At 66.6% G+C, this 21,981-nt stretch carries 19 protein-coding genes; 10 read left to right on the top strand and 9 right to left on the bottom strand.

Translation table 11 applies throughout. The features are described 5' to 3' along the window. Positions 1-94 precede the first annotated feature (94 nt). The 6 genes from FHJ30_RS09910 to FHJ30_RS09885 form a co-directional block, all read right to left on the bottom strand. Entirely contained in the window at positions 95-427 is a 333-nt protein-coding gene (locus tag FHJ30_RS09910; protein ID WP_139029125.1) for a metal-sulfur cluster assembly factor, read from the bottom strand. A 15-nt stretch (positions 428-442) separates the two neighbouring features. After that, entirely contained in the window at positions 443-1,237 is a 795-nt protein-coding gene (gene sufC / locus FHJ30_RS09905) for a Fe-S cluster assembly ATPase SufC (RefSeq protein ID WP_139029124.1), read from the bottom strand. A gap of 79 nt (positions 1,238-1,316) precedes the next feature. Beyond that, positions 1,317-1,676, bottom strand: coding sequence for a non-heme iron oxygenase ferredoxin subunit (locus FHJ30_RS09900; RefSeq protein WP_013600912.1), 360 nt, complete (start codon positions 1,674-1,676; stop codon positions 1,317-1,319). Positions 1,677-1,700: 24 nt separating this feature from the next. Further along, a complete protein-coding gene (gene sufD, locus FHJ30_RS09895) occupies positions 1,701-2,987 on the bottom strand; it encodes a Fe-S cluster assembly protein SufD (RefSeq protein WP_139029123.1) in 1,287 nt (428 codons plus the stop codon). Between the two features lie 2 nt (positions 2,988-2,989). Next, entirely contained in the window at positions 2,990-4,453 is a 1,464-nt protein-coding gene (gene sufB, locus FHJ30_RS09890) for a Fe-S cluster assembly protein SufB (protein WP_013600910.1), read from the bottom strand. After that, positions 4,453-5,295 carry a helix-turn-helix transcriptional regulator gene (locus FHJ30_RS09885; RefSeq protein ID WP_370633182.1) on the bottom strand — a complete coding sequence of 281 codons (843 nt, stop codon included), beginning with the start codon at positions 5,293-5,295 and terminating at the stop codon, positions 4,453-4,455. The genes sufB and FHJ30_RS09885 overlap by 1 nt, the downstream gene beginning before the upstream one ends. 103 nt (positions 5,296-5,398) lie before the next feature. Between FHJ30_RS09885 and FHJ30_RS09880 the strand changes: the two genes are divergently transcribed. The 4 genes from FHJ30_RS09880 (at position 5,399) to FHJ30_RS09865 (ending at position 9,202) form a co-directional block, all read left to right on the top strand. After that, positions 5,399-6,367 carry an ABC transporter ATP-binding protein gene (locus tag FHJ30_RS09880; protein WP_139029121.1) on the top strand — a complete coding sequence of 323 codons (969 nt, stop codon included), beginning with the start codon at positions 5,399-5,401 and terminating at the stop codon, positions 6,365-6,367. Next, positions 6,364-7,170 (top strand): ABC transporter permease, encoded by an 807-nt coding sequence (locus FHJ30_RS09875; RefSeq protein WP_240793659.1) that lies wholly within the window; start codon positions 6,364-6,366, stop codon positions 7,168-7,170. Before FHJ30_RS09880 ends, FHJ30_RS09875 begins: the two co-directional genes overlap by 4 nt. 7 nt (positions 7,171-7,177) lie before the next feature. Continuing rightward, the gene (locus FHJ30_RS09870) at positions 7,178-8,122 is read left to right on the top strand and encodes a heme A synthase (protein WP_139029120.1); all 945 of its coding nucleotides are present in this window, start codon (positions 7,178-7,180) and stop codon (positions 8,120-8,122) included. A gap of 237 nt (positions 8,123-8,359) precedes the next feature. Continuing rightward, positions 8,360-9,202, top strand: coding sequence for a CPBP family intramembrane glutamic endopeptidase (locus FHJ30_RS09865; RefSeq protein ID WP_171058979.1), 843 nt, complete (start codon positions 8,360-8,362; stop codon positions 9,200-9,202). 44 nt (positions 9,203-9,246) lie between these two features. Here the strand turns inward: FHJ30_RS09865 and FHJ30_RS09860 are convergent, their stop codons facing one another. Next, positions 9,247-11,616, bottom strand: coding sequence for a bifunctional SulP family inorganic anion transporter/carbonic anhydrase (locus FHJ30_RS09860; RefSeq protein ID WP_139029118.1), 2,370 nt, complete (start codon positions 11,614-11,616; stop codon positions 9,247-9,249). A 211-nt stretch (positions 11,617-11,827) separates the two neighbouring features. After that, entirely contained in the window at positions 11,828-12,787 is a 960-nt protein-coding gene (locus tag FHJ30_RS09855; protein WP_139029117.1) for a heme o synthase, read from the bottom strand. Between the two features lie 508 nt (positions 12,788-13,295). Here FHJ30_RS09855 and tkt point away from each other — a divergent pair. The 6 genes from tkt to pgl are packed head-to-tail and all read left to right on the top strand — an operon-like array spanning position 13,296 to position 21,525. After that, on the top strand, positions 13,296-15,413 hold the full coding sequence (gene tkt, locus FHJ30_RS09850; RefSeq protein ID WP_139029132.1) for a transketolase: 2,118 nt from the start codon (positions 13,296-13,298) through the stop codon (positions 15,411-15,413). Between the two features lie 26 nt (positions 15,414-15,439). Continuing rightward, complete coding sequence (tal, locus tag FHJ30_RS09845) at positions 15,440-16,555, top strand: transaldolase (RefSeq protein WP_139029116.1); 1,116 nt, start codon at positions 15,440-15,442, stop codon at positions 16,553-16,555. A 6-nt stretch (positions 16,556-16,561) separates the two neighbouring features. Beyond that, positions 16,562-18,196, top strand: a complete 1,635-nt coding sequence (locus FHJ30_RS09840; RefSeq protein WP_139029115.1) for a glucose-6-phosphate isomerase — start codon at positions 16,562-16,564, stop codon at positions 18,194-18,196. 14 nt (positions 18,197-18,210) lie between these two features. Continuing rightward, positions 18,211-19,779 carry a glucose-6-phosphate dehydrogenase gene (gene zwf, locus FHJ30_RS09835; RefSeq protein ID WP_139029114.1) on the top strand — a complete coding sequence of 523 codons (1,569 nt, stop codon included), beginning with the start codon at positions 18,211-18,213 and terminating at the stop codon, positions 19,777-19,779. After that, a complete protein-coding gene (locus tag FHJ30_RS09830) occupies positions 19,776-20,717 on the top strand; it encodes a glucose-6-phosphate dehydrogenase assembly protein OpcA (protein WP_139029113.1) in 942 nt (313 codons plus the stop codon). The genes zwf and FHJ30_RS09830 overlap by 4 nt, the downstream gene beginning before the upstream one ends. Then, on the top strand, positions 20,707-21,525 hold the full coding sequence (pgl, locus tag FHJ30_RS09825) for a 6-phosphogluconolactonase (protein WP_139029112.1): 819 nt from the start codon (positions 20,707-20,709) through the stop codon (positions 21,523-21,525). The genes FHJ30_RS09830 and pgl overlap by 11 nt, the downstream gene beginning before the upstream one ends. Here pgl and FHJ30_RS09820 read toward each other — a convergent pair. Then, the gene (locus tag FHJ30_RS09820; RefSeq protein ID WP_139029111.1) at positions 21,478-21,867 is read right to left on the bottom strand and encodes an RNA polymerase-binding protein RbpA; all 390 of its coding nucleotides are present in this window, start codon (positions 21,865-21,867) and stop codon (positions 21,478-21,480) included. The genes pgl and FHJ30_RS09820 overlap by 48 nt on opposite strands. Positions 21,868-21,981: the final 114 nt, after the last annotated feature.

The raw sequence follows: 21,981 nt of genomic DNA, 5'->3' as shown, positions 1-21,981 counted from the left end.
AGGCACGGTCGTTGCAACTCCCAAAATCTATGGGTGTTGCAACGACCGCTAAAACTCAAGAAGGTGAGCGGCCGTCGTCGTACTTTTTTGACTCTTAGATGTTGAAGCCGAGGGCCCGCATCTGGTCCTTGCCGTCGTCGGTGATCCGCTCGGGACCCCATGGCGGCATCCATACCCAGTTGAGGCGCCATTCGTCCACAACGCCATCGAGGGCCTTGCCCACCTGCTCCTCCAGGACATCGGTGAGCGGGCAGGCGGCCGTGGTCAGGGTCATGTCGATCAGCAGCGCGCCGTCGTCGTCGGAGTACTTCAGGCCGTACAACAGCCCGAGGTCCACCACGTTGACGCCGAGCTCAGGATCGATGACGTCCTTGAGCGCCTCTTCGACGTCCTCAAGGCTCGTGCGTGCCGCGTTGATTTCGGTCATGGCAGGTGTCCTTTACTAGGCCTGTGCTGGGGCGGGGGCCGCGATGGTGGCTGCGCCGGCGCCCTTGGCGTAGCGGTCGTAGCCTTCTTCTTCCAGGCGGTCGGCCAGCTCCGGGCCGCCTTCTTCCACAACCTGGCCGTCCACGAACACGTGGACGAAGTCAGGCTTGATGTAGCGCAGGATGCGCGTGTAGTGCGTGATGAGCAGCGTGCCCATCTTGCCCTCGGCGTGGGCGCGGTTGACGCCCTCGGAGACAACCTTCAGCGCGTCAACGTCCAGGCCGGAGTCGGTCTCGTCCAGGACGGCGAACTTGGGCTTGAAGAGTTCCAGCTGCAGGATTTCCACGCGCTTCTTCTCGCCGCCGGAGAAGCCTTCGTTCACGTTGCGCTGGGCAAAGTCGGCGTCGATCCGCAGCTGCTCCATGGCAGCCTTGACGTCCTTGGTCCAGGTGCGGAGCTTGGGTGCTTCGCCGTCGATGGCGGTCTTGGCGGTGCGGAGGAAGTTGGTCATGCTGACGCCGGGGACCTCCACCGGGTACTGCATGGCCAGGAAGACGCCGGCACGGGCGCGCTCGTCAACGCTCATCTCCAGGACGTCTTCGCCGTCCAGGGTGATGGAGCCGCTGGTGACGTTGTAGCGGGGGTGGCCAGCGATGGTGGAGGCCAGCGTGGACTTGCCGGAGCCGTTGGGGCCCATGATGGCGTGGGTCTCGCCGGTCCGGATGGTCAGGCTGACGCCCTTCAGGATTTCCTTGGTTCCCTGCTCCGTCTCAATGCTGACGTGCAGGTCCTTGATCTCAAGAGTAGACATGTGTCTTGTTCTCCTCTGCACCGTGCCTGCCGGCCGCGGTGCGCTCTCTGTCTGGAAGTTGGTTCGTAATTCTGTGGTGCTAGCTGAAGTTTGGAGCTTCGGCGCCGTTGAGGACGTTGGTGACGTCCACGTAGACCTCGTCCCCGCGGATGTCGACGGCGAACACCGGGACGGGATCGTAGGCCGGCAGCTGCAGCGGCTGGCCGCTGCGCAGGTCGAACTGGGACCCATGGCCCCAGCACTCGATGGCGCAGCCCTCCACCTCGCCCTCGGACAGCGAAATGTCCGCATGCGAGCAGGTGTCGCCGATGGCGTGGATCTCCCCCATGGAGTCCTTGACGATGGCCACAGGGTAGTCGTCGATCAGGATCCGCAGCGCCTGCTTCAGCTGGATTTCATCCACCTTGCAGACAAGCTCGCCCTTTGGCTGGTCAGTCATCTGTTAACCCGTGCTCCGTGCTTCCTAGTTGTCCGTCAGGGCGAGCTCGCGCTCAACAGCCTCGGTCAGCCGCTCCTCAATGGAGGGGACCTTGATCTGCTGGATGATCTCGTTCAGGAAGCCGCGGACCACCAGGCGGCGGGCAACGTCCTCGGGGATGCCGCGTGCCATCAGGTAGAACAGGTGCTCATCATCCATGCGGCCGGTGGCGCTGGCGTGGCCGGCACCCTCGATCAGGCCGGTCTCGATTTCGAGGTTGGGCACGGAGTCGGCGCGGGCGCCGTCGGTCAGCAGCAGGTTGCGGTTGGCCTCGTAGGTGTCGGTGCCTTCGGCTTCCTTGCGGATCAGGACGTCGCCAACCCAGACGGCGTGGGCGTTCCGGCCCTGCAGTGCGCCCTTGTACAGCACGTTGGACTTGCAGTTGGCCACGGCGTGGTCAACGAACAGTCGCTGCTCCAGGTGCTGGCCGGCGTCGGCGAAGTACAGTCCAAACAGCTCCGCCTCGCCGCCGGGGGCGGTGAAGCGGGCCGACGGCGTGACGCGGACAAGGTCGCCGCCGAGGCTCACCATGACGTGCTTGAGCTTGGCGTCACGGCCGATTTTCGCCTGCTGGGAGGAGGCGTGGACGGCGTCGTCGTTCCATTCCTGGAGCGTGATAACGGTCAGGCTGGCGCCGTCTTCCACGATGATCTCGACGTTCTCCGAAACAACGGCCGAACCCCTGTGGTTCAGGACAACAACGGCCTTGGAGAACTTTTCCGCGACAATCAACAGGTGCTGCGCGGCGGCCTCGAGGGACGTGCCCTCGATGTCAACAGTGACCTCCGACGTCGCCTCGAACTCGGACGGGATGGTCACCACCGTGGCGCCGGCGAAGTTCTCCCAGGCGTTGGCGGACACCCGGTCCTCGGGGATGCCGGCGGTGCCGATGCGGTGGTCGTCACGGCCGACGCTCTCAACGGTGACCTCTTCCGGGCCGGTGACAACCACGGTGGGCGCGGCGCCGGCGAGGACCTCGGAGTGAAGTCCGCGGAGCCGCTTCAGCGGCGTGAAGCGCCAGTCCTCCTCCATGCCGGTGAGCGGCTTGAAGTCGGCAAGCTTGTAGGACGTCAGGCGGCCTGCGCGTGAGCTGTCCGGAACACCAACACCGCCACCGTGCGAGTGGCTCTTGACCGCTTCGCCGGCGAGCGGAGCCTTGGAGCCTGCCGCGTTGATGGGCGAAAGGCTCTCGCCTTCCTCGGTGAAGCCGTCGATGAACGGCTGGGCTGAGGGCGCGCCGATGCGTGCCTTTTCAGTAGTGATTTCAGTCATCGTTATCCGACGGACCCTTCCATCTGCAGTTCAATCAGGCGGTTCAGCTCAAGTGCATACTCCATGGGGAGCTCGCGGGCAATCGGCTCGATGAAGCCGCGGACGATCATCGCCATGGCTTCGTCTTCGCGCATGCCGCGGGACATCAGGTAGAAGAGCTGCTCTTCGCTGACCCGGGAAACAGTTGCCTCGTGGCCCATCACGACATCGTCCTCGCGGATGTCGATGTACGGGTAGGTGTCCGAACGGCTGATCGTGTCAACGAGCAGCGCGTCGCAGCGGACGGTGTTGGCCGAGTGCTTGGCGCCTTCGCGGACCTGGACCAGGCCGCGGTACGCAGCGCGTCCGCCGCCGCGGGCCACCGACTTGGAGATGATGGAGCTCTTGGTGTTCGGCGCGATGTGCACCATCTTGGAGCCGGTGTCCTGGTGCTGGCCTTCGCCGGCGAACGCGATGGACAGGGTCTCGCCCTTGGCGTGCTCGCCGACGAGGTAGACGGCCGGGTACTTCATGGTGACCTTGGAGCCGATGTTGCCGTCGACCCATTCCATGGTGGCGCCCTCTTCGCAGATGGCACGCTTGGTCACCAGGTTGTACACGTTGTTGGACCAGTTCTGGATGGTGGTGTACCGGACGCGGGCGCCCTTCTTCACGATGATCTCCACCACGGCGGAGTGCAGCGAGTCCGAGGTGTAGATGGGCGCGGTGCAGCCCTCGATGTAGTGGACGTAGGAGTCCTCGTCGGCAATGATCAGGGTCCGCTCGAACTGGCCCATGTTTTCCGTGTTAATGCGGAAGTATGCCTGCAGCGGGATGTCCACGTGGACGCCCTTGGGGACGTAGACGAAGGAACCGCCGGACCATACGGAGGTGTTCAGCGACGCGAACTTGTTGTCGCCCACGGGGATGACCGTGCCGAAATACTCCTGGAAGATCTCCGGGTGTTCCTTCAGCGCGGTGTCGGTGTCCAGGAAGATGACACCCTGCCGCTCGAGGTCCTCGCGGAGCTGGTGGTAGACAACCTCGGACTCGTACTGGGCGGCGACGCCGGAAACCAGGCGCTGCTTTTCGGCCTCCGGGATACCCAGCTTGTCGTAGGTGTTCTTGATGTCCTCAGGAAGGTCGTCCCACGAGGTGGCCTGCTTCTCCGTGGAACGGACAAAGTACTTGATGTTGTCGAAGTCGATGCCGGAGAGGTCCGCACCCCACGTGGGCATGGGCTTGCGGTCGAAGTACTTCAGGCCCTTGAGGCGCAGGTCGAGCATCCATTCCGGCTCGCTCTTCTTGGCCGAAATGTCCCGGACCACTTCTTCGTTGAGCCCACGGCGTGCGTTGGCGCCGACGTCGTTCTTGTCAGCCCATCCGTACTCGTAGTTGCCGATGCCGTGGAGCTCGGGATTCTTTTCCAGAATCTCCGAGATCACAGTGTTTTCGGCTACTGCTTTCTCTGATAGTTGGTCCGTCATCACGGCCTTTCTTGCTGATGGTTGTTTACTTCATTCAGGCTGGCGGGGGCTGCCGGGAGCGGTTTAGGCCCTCCGGCAGACAGCCGGCCTGTGGGAATGTGGGTGGTGCAGACGTGCCCGCCGCGGGCAAGGGTGGAAAGCCGCCGCACGTCCACGCCCACCAGCCGGGAGAAGACTTCGGTCTCCACGTCGCAGAACACGGGGAACCGGGCGGCGAGCTGCTGGATGGGGCAGTGGCCCTGGCACAGCTGGACGCTGGAAAGGGCGGCCGGGAGCGGAGCCTTGGCCTCGATGGAGGCTGCCGACGCCACGAAGTTGTCACGACTCAGGGCATCCGCCAACGCTTTGGCCCGGTCAGTGATGTCCGGGCCGGCCTTCTCGATCTCGGGCGCGTACCGGCGCTCCATGTCGGCAAAACGCTCGACGGCGAAGGCGCGCACTGCGTCCGGGCCCGCCATTTTCTGGAGCTGCTGGAGTGCCAACGCGGCGATATCAAGGTAGTCATCGCCAAGGCTCGACTGGCCTTGGGAGCTGAGGACGTAACGCCGTGCCGGACGGCCTGCGCCTGCCCCCGACTTGGCCACCCGCTTGACTTCGATAACGCCCGCGCGGGACAGATGGTCCAGGTGCCGGCGGACTGCCGCAGGCGTGAAGCCGAGCAGGTCGCCCAGTTCAGCGGCGCTGACCGGCCCGTGTTCCAGGACGGCGGCGAGGACGCGGTCGCGGGTGCGCTCATCGGCGTCAGCCACCGGACCTGCGGGCATGACGCCACGTTCCGCGGTGACAGCGGAAGCCCCGTGCCGGGCAACAGGCACAGCAGTAGCGTTGGTCATGGAATACACAACACAATAGTGTCGTAATTTAGTCCCACGTTCCAGTAAGGACAGGCTGACCTGAGCAGCGGGCGGGGACTGCCGGCAGTACTACTTCCCGTAGAATACTGGGGTGCGATCGCCCCAATCCCCTGTCCTGTCCATCAATGGGCTCATAAAGGATGTAGGCCCGCTTTCCAGCCTGGACGGCAAAATGCTCCGGGTGGTGGGCGGCATCTCGCTCGTTGCCGAGCGCGGGCAGGTCACGGCACTGCTGGGCGCCAACGGCGCCGGCAAAACCACAACCCTCGAATGCGCCCAGGGCCTGCAGAAGCGCAGCGGCGGCAGCATTTCCCTGCTGGGCCAGGATCCGGCCTCGGCAGGGGCGGACCTGCGTTCCCGCGTAGGTGTGATGCTCCAGGACGGCGGCCTCCCGCCGTCGGCCAGGCCCCTCCCGCTGCTGCGGCATGTCGCAGGACTCTACGTGCACCCCTGGCCCGTCGAGGACCTGGTTGAGCGGCTGGGGATCGGCGCTTTCGGCCGCACCACCGTCCGGCGGCTTTCAGGCGGCCAGAAACAGCGCCTTGCCCTAGCGGCTGCACTGATCGGCCGGCCGGAAGTCCTGTTCCTCGACGAGCCCAGCGCCGGGCTGGATCCGCAGTCCCGCCAACTGGTGTTCGAGCTGATCGGCGAGCTCCGGGATTCAGGCATGGGAATCATCCTCACCACGCACCTGATGGACGACGCCCAGCGGCTGGCGGACTATGTCTACATCATCGACGGCGGCCGGAACGTCGCCGAGGGGACAGTCCAGGAACTCCTCCAGCGCGGACCCGCCGTGGAGGCGGGCGCCGACCACGTGCGGACCCTTACCTTCGAGGCGAAGCCGGGCCTGGACCTGTCCGGCGTGCTGCCCCCCGACGTCGTCATCTCCGAGGAACGGGCGGGCAGCTACACGGCCACCGGTACGCTGACCCCGCGCCACCTTGCGGACTTGGCTGAGTGGTGGGCCGTCCACGACATCATGCCCGCCTTCATGACCCTGCAGGCGCGTAGCCTTGAAGACGTTTTTCTGGACATTTCGGGAAAGGACCTCCGATGAACGGGACCTCCACGGGTGCCGCAGGTACCGCTCCCGGCCCCGGCGCCGGAGCTCCCGGCGGCCACGGTCCCGCTCCCCTGGCGCGGCGCATCCTGCTGCAGGGCAAGTACGAGGCGCTGGCAATGCTGCGCAATGGCGAGCAGCTGATCCTTGCCGTGGTGCTGCCGCTGCTGGCGCTTGTTGGCCTGACGGTGACACCTTTCCTGGACGGGCTGGGGCCCAGCCGCATCGACGTGGCAGTGCCCGGAATCCTCGCCCTCTGCGCCATGTCCACGGCCTTTACCGGCCAGGGCATCGCCACCGGTTTCGACCGGCGCTATGGCGTGCTCCGCTTCCTCTCCACCACGCCGCTGGGCCGCGGTGGGCTGATCGCAGGAAAGGTGCTTTCCGTCCTGGCGGTGCTGTGCCTGCAGGTTGCCGTGGTGGCCATTGTTGGAATGGCCCTGGGATGGCGGCCGACGGCGGCTGGCTGGGTTCCCGGGCTCCTGCTCCTTGCGCTGGGGGCGGCAGCTTTTACTGCCCTGGGCCTCCTGGTGGCCGGAACCGTCCGGCCGGAGGCCACCCTGGCCATCACCAACCTGCTCTGGATCCTCCTGGGGGCCTTGGGCGGAATCGTGATTCCGGCGGAAAAGCTGCCCGCCGGGGCCCAGCAGATCGTCGGATACTTGCCCTCGGGCGCACTGGGCGAAGCCCTGCGGGACGCCTTCCTGCACGGCGCGCTGAACGGCGCCGCCACCCTCATACTGGTGCTCTGGACAGTTACTGCCGGGGCAGCAGCAATCCGTTGGTTCAAGTGGAATTGAGATATTCGTGAGCACCGCCTCCCGCCTCCCTGAGTTCGCCGGCCGCCTGGCCTCCCGGCTGCCCCGAACGGTGGACGCCAGCGTCCGCCGCCTGGCTGTAGCCTCCCTGATCGGGCAGACCCTGCTGGTGGTCACCGGTGGAGCCGTACGGCTGACCTCGTCCGGGCTGGGCTGCCCCACCTGGCCCCGCTGCACGGACAGCTCACTGGTGAATACTCCGGAGATGGGCATCCACGGCTTCATCGAATTCGGCAACCGCCTCCTCACGTTCGCCCTGGCCGCCGTCGCCGCCCTGATGCTGGTGTACCTGTGGAACCTCCGCAAGGAGCGGCGCGACCTCTTCCTGCTGGCGCTGGGCCTCCTTGCGAGCATCCCCGCCCAGGCCGTGATCGGCGGCATCACCGTCCTCACCAACCTCAACCCGTGGGTCGTCGGCCTGCACTTCCTGGTATCCATGGCACTGGTGGTGTTCGCCACGCTGCTGGTGAACCGTGCCCACGGGCGTGCGGGACGGTTCCTGGCCGTACGCCACCCGGCCCTTCCGGGAGTCATGCGCCCTGTGACGGCCGCCGTCGCGCTTTTCTCTGCCCTCGCCGTCATGCTGGGCGTCGTGGTGACCGGAGCCGGCCCGCATGCAGGCGACGCCGACGCTCCCCGCAACGGCCTGGACTGGGATCTGTTCTCCCACATCCATGCCGTGCCCGCGTACCTGGTAACTGCAGGAACCCTTGTTGCCCTGGCGCTGGTGGTCCTCCGACGCATCCGGGGCCCCTTCCGCGCCGCCGTCCTGGGACTCCTCGCCGTGACGGTCCTCCAGGCCGTCATCGGCTTCACCCAGTACTACAACGGCATCCCGGCGCTGCTGGTGGCCGCCCACATGCTCGGGGCCGCGCTGCTGATGGTTGCCGCAACGAACGCCTGGGACCTCGCAAAAGCAAGTCCGGTGGAATAGCCCGCTGCAGCGACCCGGCCGCTGCAGCCTGTGACCAACGCCTCTACCTTCCCGGCCCCCGCCCAGGCAGGCTGGGTTTGGAAACACTTTGGCTTGCTCCGTGGGGCCGACGGCGGCTCCAAGGGCCGAGGGGCGGGAGGATGCGCGATGGTTGGCCAGCCACAGCCTGGAGTCCCGGTGCCGGGCGTACCCGCAGGGAGCGGGAAGGGGTTCACCGCGGCCATCAGGCGGCATCCCGTGCCCGCCTACTATCTGCTGACCTTCGCAATCTCCTGGGGTGGGATAGCTGCCATCCAGGGTGTTGGGCCGGTACCGACGGGGGTCGCGGTGACGGCGGGCCCGCTTGGCCCGGCGGCCGCATGCGTCCTCCTCACCTGGCTCCTGCACGGAAAAGCAGGCCTGCGGCAGCTCGGAATCCGTCTCCGTACCTGGCCGGCCGGTGCACGCTGGTATGCGGTCGCGCTCCTGGCCGGGCCCGTTGTCATGGCGGCGACCGCGGCTGCTGTCACATGGGCGTTCCCGGGTTTCTACCCGGGCTTCGCCACGCCCGGGGAGCTGGCCTTTATCGTGCTGGCCGGGGTGGTGGTGGGAATCGCGGTCGGCAGCCTGGAAGAGCTCGGCTGGACGGGCTTTGCACTGCCGCAGCTTCGGCGGCGGTACGGCGTCCTCGCCACGGGGCTCATCATGGGCATGCTGTGGGGCGCCTGGCATTACCCCATGTTCGCCGGGAGCGCAGACCCATCGGGAGCCGTACCCGCCGCCCTGGTAGTGGCCGTGTACCTTTTCGCGTGGCTTCCTCCGTACAGGGTGCTGATGGTGTGGGTCTACGACCATACCCGGAGCCTTCCCCTGGCGATGATGATGCATGCACCCCTCTCGGCGGCTGCCTTCGTCCTCTCCTTCATGGCGGCCTCCGGCACTGGATCAGGCCTCGCGCTCCTGGTCCCGTCCCTGGCCTGGGGCGCGGCATTCTGGGCGATCGCCGCCGTCGTGCTGTTGGTCAGGGCCGCCCGCCCACCGCGAAAAGGAACCCTCGCCGGGACTCCGCAGGCGATGCCTGACGGAAACAGTCCAATGTGATACCGCACGGGGGGCGCTTGTGCGCCGGGTCCGATGCCGCCCTATCACCCGGCGCACGCCGGGTCGGAGTGGCGGGCGGGCTGGGCCAACTTGCGCGCGGCGGCCTGGCGGGCGGCAGCCTGCGCAGGGTCCAGGAACCGGATGCCGGTGGGCTCCACCAACAGCACCCTGGCCGTGGCAATGTCGTAGAACAGCCCCGTGGCCTGAACGCTGCCGGCAGCGAGTCCGGGGCCAACCGCCGGATGGCATTCCAGCTTCCGCAGCTGGACGGCAACGTTGACCATGGCCAACTGGTCCACCTCGCTGTAGCCCGCGGCCGCAGCTTCCAGCGCCACCGGATGGTCCGCCAGGTGCCGATAGCTGGGCCGGGCATGGTCCAGCCAGGCGTCGAAGCCTGCGCCCAGTCCAGGGTTTCCGTGACCGCTGGCGTCCTCGACCAGTGCTTTCATGGCGCCACAGTTGGAGTGCCCGCAGATCACGATCGAGTCCACGTTCAGGCCCTTCACGGCGAAGGACAGGGCGGAGTCGATTGATGCGTCCTGGCCCTCGTGGCACACCACATTCCCGATGTTCCGCAGGGTCAGCAGGTCGCCCGGGCCGCTGCTGGTGATCAGGTTGGGGTTGACCCTGGAATCAACGCAAGCAATGAACAGGGTGTCCGGGTTCTGGCCCTCCGCCAGATCCTGGACCAGGGGCTGGACCTGGTCCGCGAAGCGGCGGTGGTACTTGCTGATCCCCTGGAGGAGCGGTTCCAGCGGTCCCGGGTGCACGCGGGCCGGCTCCCCGGCCCCTTCCTGGCCGGGCACTGCAGACTGCCACGACGTCCTGGGCGGGAGCGGAAGTTCGCGCGCATCCTGGCGCTTGGGCGTGCGGTCAGCTGCATCCTGGAAGAGCGTGTTGCCGTGTTCTTCAATGCGCACCGTTCCGCCGGCCGCCCGGTACTGCTTCTGCCAGGCGATCAGGGCTTCGCGGAAGGCGTGGTCAACGTAGTCCGCGTTCAGCTCCACCACAACGTGCTTCCCGCCCGGCACGGAATGCAGCACGCGGTTGAGCCGCGGCAGGGCGAAGAAGCTGCAGGACCCTGCCACGGTGACGCGCCAGGGGTCCGCCGGCGAGACGGGTGTGTGTGCGTGGACTGCGGCCCGGAGCACGCGCCACAGCACGCTGGCAGCAGCCAGCGCGAGGCCGATCATGACGCCCTCGAGCAGGTTCAGGAAGACGACACAGAGGAGGGTCACGGAGTAGATCAAAAGGTCGCCCGTTCGGAGGCTGGTCCTGATGTCCGCAATCTTGATGAGGCGGGCACCGATCACCACAAGGAGCCCCGCAAGGACGGCCAGCGGGATGAGCTGGATCAGTCCGGCGAAGATGGCGGAGAAGGCGAGGACCCAGATGCCGTGCATGACTGCGGAGGCGCGGGTCGCGGCGCCCGCCTCCACGTTGGTGGCGCTGCGGACGATGACGCCGGTCACGGGCAGCCCGCCCAGCGACCCCGCAACAATGTTGGCCGCTCCCTGCCCCACGAGCTCCCGGTTCAGGTTGGTGCGCGGGCCGCTGTGCATCTTGTCCACGGCGACTGCGGAGAGCAGCGACTCAATGCTGGCGATCAGCGCCATGGAAATGACGGCGAAGGCAACGGCGCGCCAGTTTCCTTCAGGCAGCTGCGGCAGCGCCACGGCGTCGACAAGGGACCCCTCGAAGGAAATGCGCTCCACGCCGGGGGCGAAGGCGATGGAAAGGGCAGTGCCGGCAGCGACGGCGGCCAGCGGCCCGGGAATACGGCGCACCGCCGCCGGGAGGTGCTTCCAGCCGAGCAGGATCACGACGACGGCCAGCCCCAGCAGGGCTGCGTGCAGTTCCACACTGGTGATGGCTGCCGGCAGGGCCACGATGTTCTCGAGGGCCGAGCCCGCCGGCTGCCCACCAAGCATTACGTGGATCTGCTGAAGGATGATCGTGACGCCGATGCCTGCCAGCATCGCCTTGACCACCACGGGTGAGACTGCCAGCGCGGCGCGCCCCACGCGGCTGATTCCCAGCAACAGCTGCACGACGCCGGCCGCCGCGGTGATCGCGCACGTCACCTGCCAGCCGAACTCCTGGACCAGCCCGGCCACCACGACGGTGAGGCCGGCCGCCGGTCCGCTGACCTGGAGCGGAGACCCGCCCAGGCTGCCCGCGACGATGCCGCCAACGGCGGCGGCAATAAGTCCCGCCATGATAGGAGCACCGGAGGCCGCGGCGATCCCGAGCGAAAGCGGGAGCGCCACGAGGAACACGACGAGTGATGCAGGGACATCGGCGCCCAGGTGGCCCAGGAACTGCAGGCGGCGGCGTTTCCTCCCGCCCCTTCCTGGCGCGGGCGGACTGTGGACTGCCGTCGGGATGGACGATGGATCGGGCGCCTGTGCCATGGATATTCCTTTGCTCGCGGGCAGGATCGGTCCCACAGTAACCGCGCCGTCATTTCAAATGACACAAAAAGTGACTGACATGACAAAAATGTCATACGCCTGGGTTCGCCAAAACTGCCTATGGAGCTGGAACGAATCGAACCTGAGGGAGGCGGCGGACCACCCGGCAAAGCCGGGGGGAGGCGAGGATAGCCGCGGGCTGTATTCCCGCTCAGCCCGCCATGACGGCGGGCCCGATGAACGGGTCGACGGCCAGGGCAATGAAGAGCAGCGTGAGGTAGCTGATGGAGCCGTGGAAGACCTTCATGGCCCGTTTGTCGGAGATGTCCTCGCGCTGCGCCCGGCTGTGCAGGGCGTGGGACTCATAAAGGAACCAGGCTCCAGCCAGGACGGCGGTGGCAGTGTAGACCCAGCCGGCACCGCCCGCGGGAACCATCAGGAGCGAGCAGGCCACCATCGCCCAGGCATAGAGGACAACCTGCACGGAGACCACCTTTGCACCGGCGATGGCGCCGAGCATGGGAACCTTCGCGTTGCGGTAGTCCTCGCCGTAGCGCATGGACAGCGGCCAGTAATGCGGCGGCGTCCACAGGAAGATCACCATAAAGAGGATGACGGCGGGCCACTCCACCGAGTTGGTGACGGCCGCCCAGGCAATGAGCACCGGGAAGCACCCCGCGGCGCCGCCCCACACAATATTCTGGGCGGTGCGCCGCTTCAGGATGATCGTGTAGATCACCACGTAGAAGAAAATCGCCCCCAGCCCAAGCCACGCGGACAGCGGGTTGGCGCCGAACCAGAGGATGGCAATGGCAGCAGCACCCAGGAGCCAGGAGAAGACCAACGCCTCACGGGGGCTGACTTCGCCGGTGACCAGGGGGCGGTTCTCCGTCCGGTGCATCAGCTTGTCGATGTCGCGGTCGATGTAGCAGTTGAACGAACCGGCACTGCCGGCAGCGAAGGCCCCGCCAACCAGCGTGGCAAGGATGAGCCCAATGGACGGGAAGCCGCGTTCGGCATAGATCATGGTGGGCAGTGTGCTCACCAGGAGCAGTTCGATGACGCGGGGCTTGGTGAGGGCGAGATACGCCTTTGCCTTACGGGCGATCCCGGGGCGTGCGGCCCGGGATGCGTTCAGCGGCGTATCTGTTGTGCTCACGGTGGCAGTCACCCGTTCTGTTGGCAGTTCTGTCTGGCTGTCCAGCTAGTCATGCGGCCCCGCCCCAACCGGGCGCCCGCGGAAGAGTGATCCACGCAACAGCCGGGAGTGCGGGCGGCTGGATTGATTCCCCGACCCGGCGCTGGCCTCCGAATATCATACCGCGCCGGCCCCCTCCCAACGGCCCGCCATTTGGTGCTGGTGATTGCTCGCGCACAGATTCGAGCAGATTAACTCAACCTCACTTCAGGGGCATTCACATAAGCGGAAATTGCGTCCACAACGTGAGATTTACGCCGCCCAAAGGGTGGAATGGAGCTAAGCTGTCACAAGATCAGCACGCAGCAAGGAAGCAGTGGAAAACGCATTCCCGGACTGGCCAGTGGCTGAGTGAAAAGATCAACGTTTCGATGGTGAACGGCTGGTACACACCGAGCGGGCGCCACACAGCGTGCCTTTGTACGGATCCCGTGTGCCGCCTGCCATCAGCACAGAGAGGGGCCCGGTTTTCGTGCCACATTTGGAAGAGCAAGAACTGTCCTGGACCAGCCTGGACCAGCGTGCGGTGGACACCATCCGCGTGCTGGCCGCGGATGCGGTGGAGAAGGTGGGCAACGGCCACCCCGGAACGGCCATGAGCCTGGCGCCGGCCGCGTACCTTCTTTTCCAGAAGCTGATGCGCCACGATCCCCGCAACCCTGACTGGCTGGGGCGCGACCGCTTCGTCCTGTCCCCCGGCCACACTTCGCTCACTCTCTACATCCAGCTGTTCCTTTCCGGCTACGGCCTGGAACTGAAGGACCTCGAGGCACTGCGCACCTGGGGCTCACTCACCCCCGGCCACCCCGAGTACAAGCACACCGCCGGCGTCGAGATCACCACCGGCCCGCTGGGCCAGGGCCTGGCGTCCTCCGTTGGGTTCGCCTACTCCCAGCGCCGCCAGCGCGGCCTGTTCGACGCCGACGCCGCACCGGGCACCAGCCCGTTCGACCACACCATCTGGGTTATCGCGTCCGACGGCGACCTCCAGGAAGGCGTCACGGCAGAGGCTTCCTCGCTGGCCGGCCACCAGGAGCTCGGCAACCTTGTTGTTGTCTACGACGAGAACCACATCTCGATCGAGGACGACACCGATATCGCCTTCACCGAGGATGTCCTGAAGCGCTACGAGGCCTACGGCTGGCATGTCCAGCGCGTGGACTGGACCAAGACCGGCGAGTACAAGGAGGACGTGCAGGAGCTCTACTCCGCACTCCTCGCCGCCAAGGCCGAGACATCCAAGCCCTCCATCGTCTCCCTCCGCACCATCATCGGCTACCCCGCCCCCAAGAAGCAGAACACCGGCAAGATCCACGGTTCCGCACTCGGTGCGGAGGAAGTCGCGGCGCTGAAGGAGGTCCTGGGCTTCGATCCCGCCAAGTCCTTCGACGTGGACCAGGACGTCCTCGCCCACGCCCGCGCCGTCGTCGACCGCGGTGCCGCTGCCCGCAAGGAGTGGGAAGAGTCCTTCAACGCCTGGCAGGCCGCCAACCCCGAGGGCGCGGCACTCCTGCAGCGCATCGAGGCCAAGGAACTTCCCGAGGACCTGGACTCGGCCCTCCCGGTGTTCCCCGCCGGCAAGGACGTCTCCACCCGCGCCGCCTCCGGCAAGGTCCTGAACGCCCTGGGCCCGGTCCTGCCGGAACTGTGGGGCGGTTCGGCCGACCTCGCGGAGTCGAACAACACCACCATCGAGGGCTCGCCGTCGTTCGTTCCCGCCTCCAAGCAGACTGACGCCTGGTCCGGCAACCCGTACGGCCGCGTCCTGCACTTCGGCATCCGCGAGCACGCCGCAGCGTCGATCGTGAACGGCATCAGCCTGCACGGCCGCACCCGGGCATTCTCCGGCACGTTCCTGATCTTCAGCGACTACCAGCGCCCGGCCATCCGCCTCGGCGCGCTGATGGGCGTCCCCTCCCTGTACGTCTGGACGCACGACTCCATCGGACTGGGCGAAGACGGCCCCACGCACCAGCCGGTGGAACAGCTCGCCTCGCTGCGCGCCATCGTGGGCCTGGACGTGGTCCGCCCCGGCGACGCCAATGAAGTTGCCGTGGCCTGGAAGACCATGCTGGAGAACCACAGCAACCCGGCCGGCATCGTGCTGACCCGCCAGAACATCCCCACCTGGGAGCGCGGCGAAGGCGAGGCCGACGGCGATACCTTCGGTTCCGTCGCGGGCGTCGCCAAGGGCGGGTACGTCCTTGCCGAGGCCGCCAAGGACGGCGCCACCGTCCCGGCCGACGTCATCCTCATCGCCACCGGTTCGGAGGTCCAGCTGGCCGTGCAGGCCCGCGAAGCCCTGCAGGCCGAAGGCATCGCCGCGCGCGTCGTGTCCATGCCCTGTGTTGAATGGTTCAACAAGCAGGACGCCGCCTACCGCGAATCCGTCCTGCCCGCCGCCGTCAAGGCACGCGTGTCCGTTGAGGCAGGACTGGCCCTTGGCTGGAAGGAATTCGTCGGCGACGCCGGCCGTTCCATCAGCCTTGAGCACTACGGCGCTTCCGCAGACTACAAGCGCCTCTTCCAGGAGTTCGGCATCACCGCAGCAGCAGTTGCCGCGGCCGCCAAGGACTCCCTCGCCAGCCTCCAGGCATAACCCCAATTTTCGAGGAGATACACACCATGACTACTCCCACCCAGCAGCTCTCCGACGCCGGAGTCTCCATCTGGCTCGATGACCTTTCCCGTGGACGCCTGGAAACCGGCACCCTGGCCAAGCTCATCGAAGAGAAGAACGTGGTTGGCGTAACCACCAACCCGTCGATCTTCCACGCCGCGATCACCTCCGGCACGGACTACGACGCCACCATCGCAAAGCAGGCGGCGGCCGGTGCCAGCGTCGAAGACACCATCTTCGAAATCACCACCACCGACGTCGCGGACGCCTGCGACCTGTTCGCACCGGTCGCCGCGGCCACCAAGGGCGTGGACGGCCGGGTGTCCATCGAAGTTGACCCGCGCCTGGCCTGGGACACCGCAGGCACCATCGCAGAAGCAAAGCACCTGTACAAGCGCGTTAACAAGGACAACGTCCTCATCAAGATCCCGGCCACGCTCGAGGGCCTTGAAGCGATCACCGCCACCCTGGCCGAAGGCATCAGCGTCAACGTGACCCTGATCTTCTCCCTGGAGCGCTACCGCGCAGTCATCAACGCCTTCCAGTCCGGACTGGAGCAGGCCAAGGAAAACGGCCACGACCTCTCCAAGATCCACTCGGTGGCTTCCTTCTTCGTCTCCCGCGTGGACTCTGAGATCGACAAGCGCCTCGACGCCCTGGGCACGGACGAAGCCAAGGCGCTCAAGGGCAAGGCCGGCCTGGCCAACGCCCGCCTGGCCTACCAGGTCTACGAGGAACTCTTCGCCACCGAGCGCTGGGCCCTGCTGGCCGAGGCAGGCGCACTCCCCCAGCGCCCCCTGTGGGCTTCCACCGGCGTCAAGGATCCGGCATACCCGGACACCCTCTACGTCACTGAACTCGTAGCCCCGGGCGTCGTCAACACCATGCCCGAGAAGACCCTGGACGCCACCTTCGACCACGGTGTGGTCACCGGCGACACCGTCACCGGCACCTACGCCGAAGCCAACGCCACGCTCGATGCCCTCGAAAAGCTCGGCATCTCCTACAACGACGTTGTCGCCATCCTCGAGTCCGAAGGCCTGGACAAGTTCGTGGCCAGCTGGAAGGAACTGCTCGGCGACGTCGAGGGCGCCCTCGCCTCTGCACGGAAGGCCTCCTAACCCACCATGAGCACACTCAGCTACGAAGCCACCGGTGCCGCACAGCAGGCACTCGAACAGCACCTTCCCGTCCTGGTCGAGGACCGGATCGCCACGCGGATCTTCGCGAAGGACCACACCCTGTGGGGCCCCGACGCCGAAGCAGAGTCGGCAATCCGCCTCGGTTGGGTTGAGGCGGCCACCGTCTCGCAGCCGCTGGTCAAGGACATCCTGGAACTCCGCGACGCCCTCCGGGCCGAGGGTGTTACCCGCATCGTGCTGTGCGGCATGGGCGGATCCTCGCTGGCTCCCGAGGTCATCGCCGGTACCGCCGGCGTCGAGCTGACTGTGCTGGACAGCACGGACCCCGACCAGGTCCGTGCTGCCCTGGCGGACCGGCTGGCGGAAACCGCCATTGTGGTTTCCTCGAAGTCCGGCTCCACCGTTGAGACCGACTCCCAGCGCAGGGTCTTCGAAAAGGCGTTCAACGACGCCGGCGTCGACGCCGCCAGCCGGATCATCATCGTCACGGACCCGGGGTCGCCGCTGGACAAGGCATCGCGCGACGCCGGGTACCGGGCCGTCTTCAACGCCGACCCCAACGTCGGCGGCCGCTTCTCCGCGCTGACCGCCTTCGGGCTGGTGCCTTCCGGCCTGGCCGGCGTTGACATCCAGGCATTCCTGGACGAGGCCGAGGAAGCCGCGGAAATCCTGAACGAGGACGCACCGGAGAACATCGGGCTGGCGCTGGGCACCGCGCTCGGCGGGACCAGCCCGCTGCGCAACAAGATTGTCATCGCCGAGGACGGCTCCGGGATTGTGGGCTTCGCGGACTGGGCCGAGCAGCTCATCGCCGAATCCACCGGCAAGCTCGGCACCGGCGTCCTGCCGGTGGTCGCCGGCCCCAACTCACCCGAGGTGACCTCCGGCGCCGACGACGTCCTGGTGGTCCGGCTGGTAGCCGCCGATGCCGACGTCGAACTTCGGGAAAATGAAGTGGCCATCGCCGGTGGACTTGCCACCCAGATGATGGTGTGGGAGTTCGCCACTGCCGTGGCGGGCCGCCTGCTGGGCATCAACCCGTTCGACCAGCCTGATGTCGAGGCGGCCAAGGTAGCAGCGCGCGGCCTGCTGGACGCACAGCCTGAGCCCACGCCCGCAGCCTTCGTTGACGGATCCATCGAGGTCCGCGGCGGTGAATGGCTTGGCAGCGCCGCGACAGCTGAAGAGGCAGTCCGCGCACTGCTGGATACCCTCCAGCCGGACAGCTACCTTAGCGTCCAGGCCTACTTCGACCGCCTGGCGTTCGCGCAGCTCGAAGGCGTCCGCGACGAACTCGCAGCCGTCACCGGCCGGCCCGTAACCTTCGGCTGGGGACCGCGCTTCCTGCACTCCACCGGGCAGTTCCACAAGGGCGGACCGGCCATCGGCGTGTTCCTCCAGGTCACCGCTGCTTCGGCGGAAGACGTCGCCATCCCGGAGCGTCCCTTCACGTTCGGCGCCCTCATCGCTGCCCAGGCGGCGGGCGACGCCCAGGTCCTGGAAGGGCACGGCCGGCCCGTGCTCCGCCTGCACCTGACCAACCGCGCGGCCGGTGTGGCACAGTTGCAGGACATCATTGCTGCGCTGTCCGCCAGGTCAGCCTCCGTTACCGAAAGCTAAGGCACAGAAGCACTATGCCAGAAACTGAATACGGCAAGCCGGCCGGAACCCGTCCCGGCCAGCGCCGGAATCCGCTGCGGGATCCGCGTGACCGCCGCCTGAACCGGATCGCAGGCCCGTCCTCGCTGGTGCTCTTCGGAGTCACCGGCGACCTTGCCCGCAAGAAGCTGATGCCGGCTGTGTACGACTTGGCCAACCGTGGTCTGTTGCCGCCGAGCTTCGCGCTGGTGGGATTTGGGCGGCGGCCCTGGAGTGATGAGGATTTTGCCGCCGAGGTGAAGTCCTCGGTGCAGGCTTATGCACGGACGCCTTTTGATGAGGCTGTGTGGAACCAGTTGTCCGAGGGCGTCCGTTTTGTCCAGGGCGAGTTCGACGACGACGGGGCGTTTGAGCGGCTCGGCGAAACGATCAAGGAACTGGACGATGTCCGCGGCACCCGCGGGAACCATGCCTTTTATTTGTCGATCCCGCCCAAGGCGTTCGAGCAGGTCTGCCGGCAGCTGTCCAAACACGGCCTGGCGCAGGCCGAGGGTGAGAAGTGGCGGCGCGTGGTGATCGAGAAGCCGTTTGGGCACGACCTCGAGTCCGCCCGGAAGCTGAACGACATCGTGGAGTCGGTATTCCCGCAGGACGCGGTATTCCGGATCGACCACTACCTGGGCAAGGAAACAGTCCAGAACATCCTTGCGTTGCGGTTCGCGAACCAGCTGTTTGAGCCGCTGTGGAACGCAAACTACGTGGACCATGTCCAGATCACCATGGCTGAGGACATCGGGACCGGCGGCCGGGCAGGGTATTACGACGGCGTGGGCGCGGCCCGCGACGTGATCCAGAACCACCTGCTCCAGCTGCTGGCGTTGACGGCAATGGAAGAGCCCATCTCCTTCAACGCCGACCACCTGCGCGCGGAAAAGGAAAAGGTCCTCGCCGCCGTCAAGCTCCCCGATGACCTGTCCACGCACTCCGCGCGGGGCCAGTTCACTGGTGGCTGGCAGGGCGGGGAGCAGGTCCAGGGCTACCTGGAGGAAGAAGGCATCCCTGCCGATTCCACCACTGAAACCTTCGCCGCGATCCGCGTGGACATCCACACCCGCCGCTGGTCCGGGGTGCCGTTCTACCTGCGCGCCGGCAAGCGGTTGGGCCGCCGCGTCACCGAGATCGCGGTGGTGTTCAAGCGCGCACCCAACCTGCTGTTCCGCGACCATGCCGAGGACGACTTTGGCCAGAACGCCGTGGTGATCCGGGTCCAGCCGGACGAGGGTGTGACCATCCGGTTCGGTTCGAAGGTTCCTGGCACGCAGATGGAAGTCCGCGACGTGACCATGGACTTCGGATATGGGCACTCGTTCACCGAGTCCTCCCCGGAGGCGTATGAGCGGCTGATCCTGGACGTGCTCCTGGGCGAACCGCCACTGTTCCCGAGGCATGAGGAAGTGGAGCTGTCCTGGAAGATCCTCGACCCGTTCGAGGAGTACTGGGCCACCACGAACGAACAGCCGGAGCCCTACGCCCCTGGATCCTGGGGCCCGGCCTCCGCCGATGAGCTGCTGGCCCGCGACGGACGAACCTGGAGAAGGCCATGATTGTAGACCTGCCGGACACCACCACCTCGAACGTGTCCAAGAAGCTGATGGCCCTGCGCGAACAGGGCGGCGTGATCGCACTGGGCCGGGTGCTCACCCTGGTGGTGGTCACCAAGTCCGGGCTCGAGGAAGAAGCAATCGAGGCGGCAAACGACGCCAGCCGTGAGCACCCCTGCCGGATCATCGTCCTGGCCGACGCCGGCGCCACGGCGCCGGACCGCCTGGACGCACAGATCCGGGTGGGCGGTGATGCCGGAGCATCCGAGGTGATCGTGCTGCGCGGCTATGGCCAGCTCGCCCACGAAAGCGAATCCCTGGTGGCCGCACTGCTGCTGCCGGACGCACCGATCGTGGCCTGGTGGCCGCACGGCGCACCGGAAAACGCCTGCGAAACCTCCATCGGGAGAATCGCACACCGCCGGATCACTGATTCGGCCAACGAACCGGACCCCCAGGCCGCGCTGGAGAAAATCCATAAGACCTACCGCGCCGGCGACACCGACCTCGCCTGGACCCGCCTCACCAACTGGCGGATCCAACTCGCCGCCGCCTTGGATGAAGTGGACCCCTCACCGGTCACCGCCGTCGCCGTCGAAGGAGCCTCGGACTCACCCTCCACCATCCTCCTGGCCGCCTGGCTCACCCTCACGCTGGAGGCTCCGGTCACCATCGTGGCGGACCCTGCCGGGACCGGCATCCGGCGTGTCCGGCTCTCCCGGCCCGGCGGCGACGTCCAGCTCTTCCGGCCGGGGCTGTCCGTAGCCGAGCTGACCCAGCCGGGTCAGCCTGCGCAGCGTATCTCGCTGCCGCGCCGCAGCCTCCGCGACTGCCTGGCGGAGGAGCTGCGCCGCCTGGACCCGGACGAAGTGTTCGGGGAAGTGATTACTATTGGACTGCCACGTACCAATCTAAGGAGCGTCCGACCCAGTGAGCGTTGACCCAAGAGTAAGCATTCATCCTGATTCGTCCGTCCTGATGGCTGCCATCGCGGCCCGCCTGATCACCAAGCTTGTTGATGTGCAGGATAGGTACGGCGAGGCCACCGTGGTGCTGACCGGGGGAACCGTGGGCATCGGCACGCTGAAGGCTGTTGCTGACTCCCCGGCGGCCCCGGCCGTCGATTGGTCGAAGGTGAACTTCTGGTGGGGCGACGAGCGCTTCCTTGCGTCCGGGGACCCGGAACGGAATACGAAGCAGGCGTCCGACGCCCTGCTGGCGCGCATCCCCGTGGACCCGGAGCGGATCCACGAGCCGGGATCGTCGGATGAGTTCGGCAGTCCGGAAGAAGCCGCCGAGGATTACGCACGGCGGTTCCGGGAAGCTGCAGCGGCGGAGCACGCCGCGGACATGTCCGATGACCGGCCCGAGGAGCCGTCAGCGCTGCCGCGCCTGGACGTCGTCCTGCTGGGAGTCGGGCCGGATGCGCACGTCGCGTCGCTGTTCCCGGAGCAGGCAGGTATCCGCGAGAAGGAACGCACCGTGGTGGGTGTCAGGAATTCGCCGAAGCCGCCTCCGCTTCGGATTTCCCTGACGCTGCCGGCCATCAACACTGCCTCCGAGGTGTGGATGGTGGTGGCAGGTGAGGACAAGGCCGGCGCTGTGGGGCTGGCGCTTGCCGGCGCCAACCCCGTCCAGGTCCCGGCCGCAGGACCGCGGGGAACGTCGCGGACATTGTGGCTTATCGACGAGAACGCGGCCTCACGGGTCCCCCAGCAGCTGGTCCGGAAGGATGCCGCGGGCGCGTAGTTTTTCCAGCGCTCCGGCCAGGACATCTTCGGCGTCCTGGTCGGAGCGCCGCTCTTTAACGTACTCAAGGTGGCTTTTGTAGCCGTCGTCCACGGCGTCGGCTGCTGCTGCCTGCCCGTCCCGTGATGCCGGGCCGCCACACTTCCGGCAATCCCAGACCAGCGGGATCTGGTCCTCGGGCAGCTTGAGGAACACGGGTGTGGTTTCGTGGCCCTTTGCGCACCAGTATGAGACCCGGATGCGCGGCAGCGGCTTCCCATGGTCCTCTGACTCGAAGCTGAAACCCGCTCCTTCCGTGACGCCCGCGCGGGTGCCCCGGAAGCCTGACGACGGATGAATCATCGGGACTCCTGCCTGTTTAAACAGAACTGTGGCTGTCGGGAACCGACAGCCACAGTTTAGTTGGCAGACCTGTGCCGCGGCAGTTTCCGCCACGACACTTTTTGCGAATCAGGA

The sequence above is a fragment of the Arthrobacter sp. BB-1 genome (assembly GCF_006151685.1).
Lineage (GTDB): Bacteria > Actinomycetota > Actinomycetes > Actinomycetales > Micrococcaceae > Arthrobacter.
Note: the sequence above shows the minus strand (reverse complement) of the source record. Positions and strands in the feature narration are given on the sequence as shown.

Coding starts and splice junctions, on each gene's coding strand:
- FHJ30_RS09910 (WP_139029125.1), bottom strand. CDS start 427: ATGACCGAAATCAACGCGGCACGCACGAGCCTTGAGGACGTCGAAGAG.
- sufD (WP_139029123.1), bottom strand. CDS start 2,987: ATGACTGAAATCACTACTGAAAAGGCACGCATCGGCGCGCCCTCAGCC.
- FHJ30_RS09875 (WP_240793659.1), top strand. CDS start 6,364: ATGAACGGGACCTCCACGGGTGCCGCAGGTACCGCTCCCGGCCCCGGC.
- FHJ30_RS09860 (WP_139029118.1), bottom strand. CDS start 11,616: ATGGCACAGGCGCCCGATCCATCGTCCATCCCGACGGCAGTCCACAGT.
- FHJ30_RS09830 (WP_139029113.1), top strand. CDS start 19,776: ATGATTGTAGACCTGCCGGACACCACCACCTCGAACGTGTCCAAGAAG.
- zwf (WP_139029114.1), top strand. CDS start 18,211: ATGCCAGAAACTGAATACGGCAAGCCGGCCGGAACCCGTCCCGGCCAG.
- sufB (WP_013600910.1), bottom strand. CDS start 4,453: ATGACGGACCAACTATCAGAGAAAGCAGTAGCCGAAAACACTGTGATC.
- FHJ30_RS09840 (WP_139029115.1), top strand. CDS start 16,562: ATGAGCACACTCAGCTACGAAGCCACCGGTGCCGCACAGCAGGCACTC.
- FHJ30_RS09900 (WP_013600912.1), bottom strand. CDS start 1,676: ATGACTGACCAGCCAAAGGGCGAGCTTGTCTGCAAGGTGGATGAAATC.
- sufC (WP_139029124.1), bottom strand. CDS start 1,237: ATGTCTACTCTTGAGATCAAGGACCTGCACGTCAGCATTGAGACGGAG.
- tal (WP_139029116.1), top strand. CDS start 15,440: ATGACTACTCCCACCCAGCAGCTCTCCGACGCCGGAGTCTCCATCTGG.
- FHJ30_RS09820 (WP_139029111.1), bottom strand. CDS start 21,867: ATGATTCATCCGTCGTCAGGCTTCCGGGGCACCCGCGCGGGCGTCACG.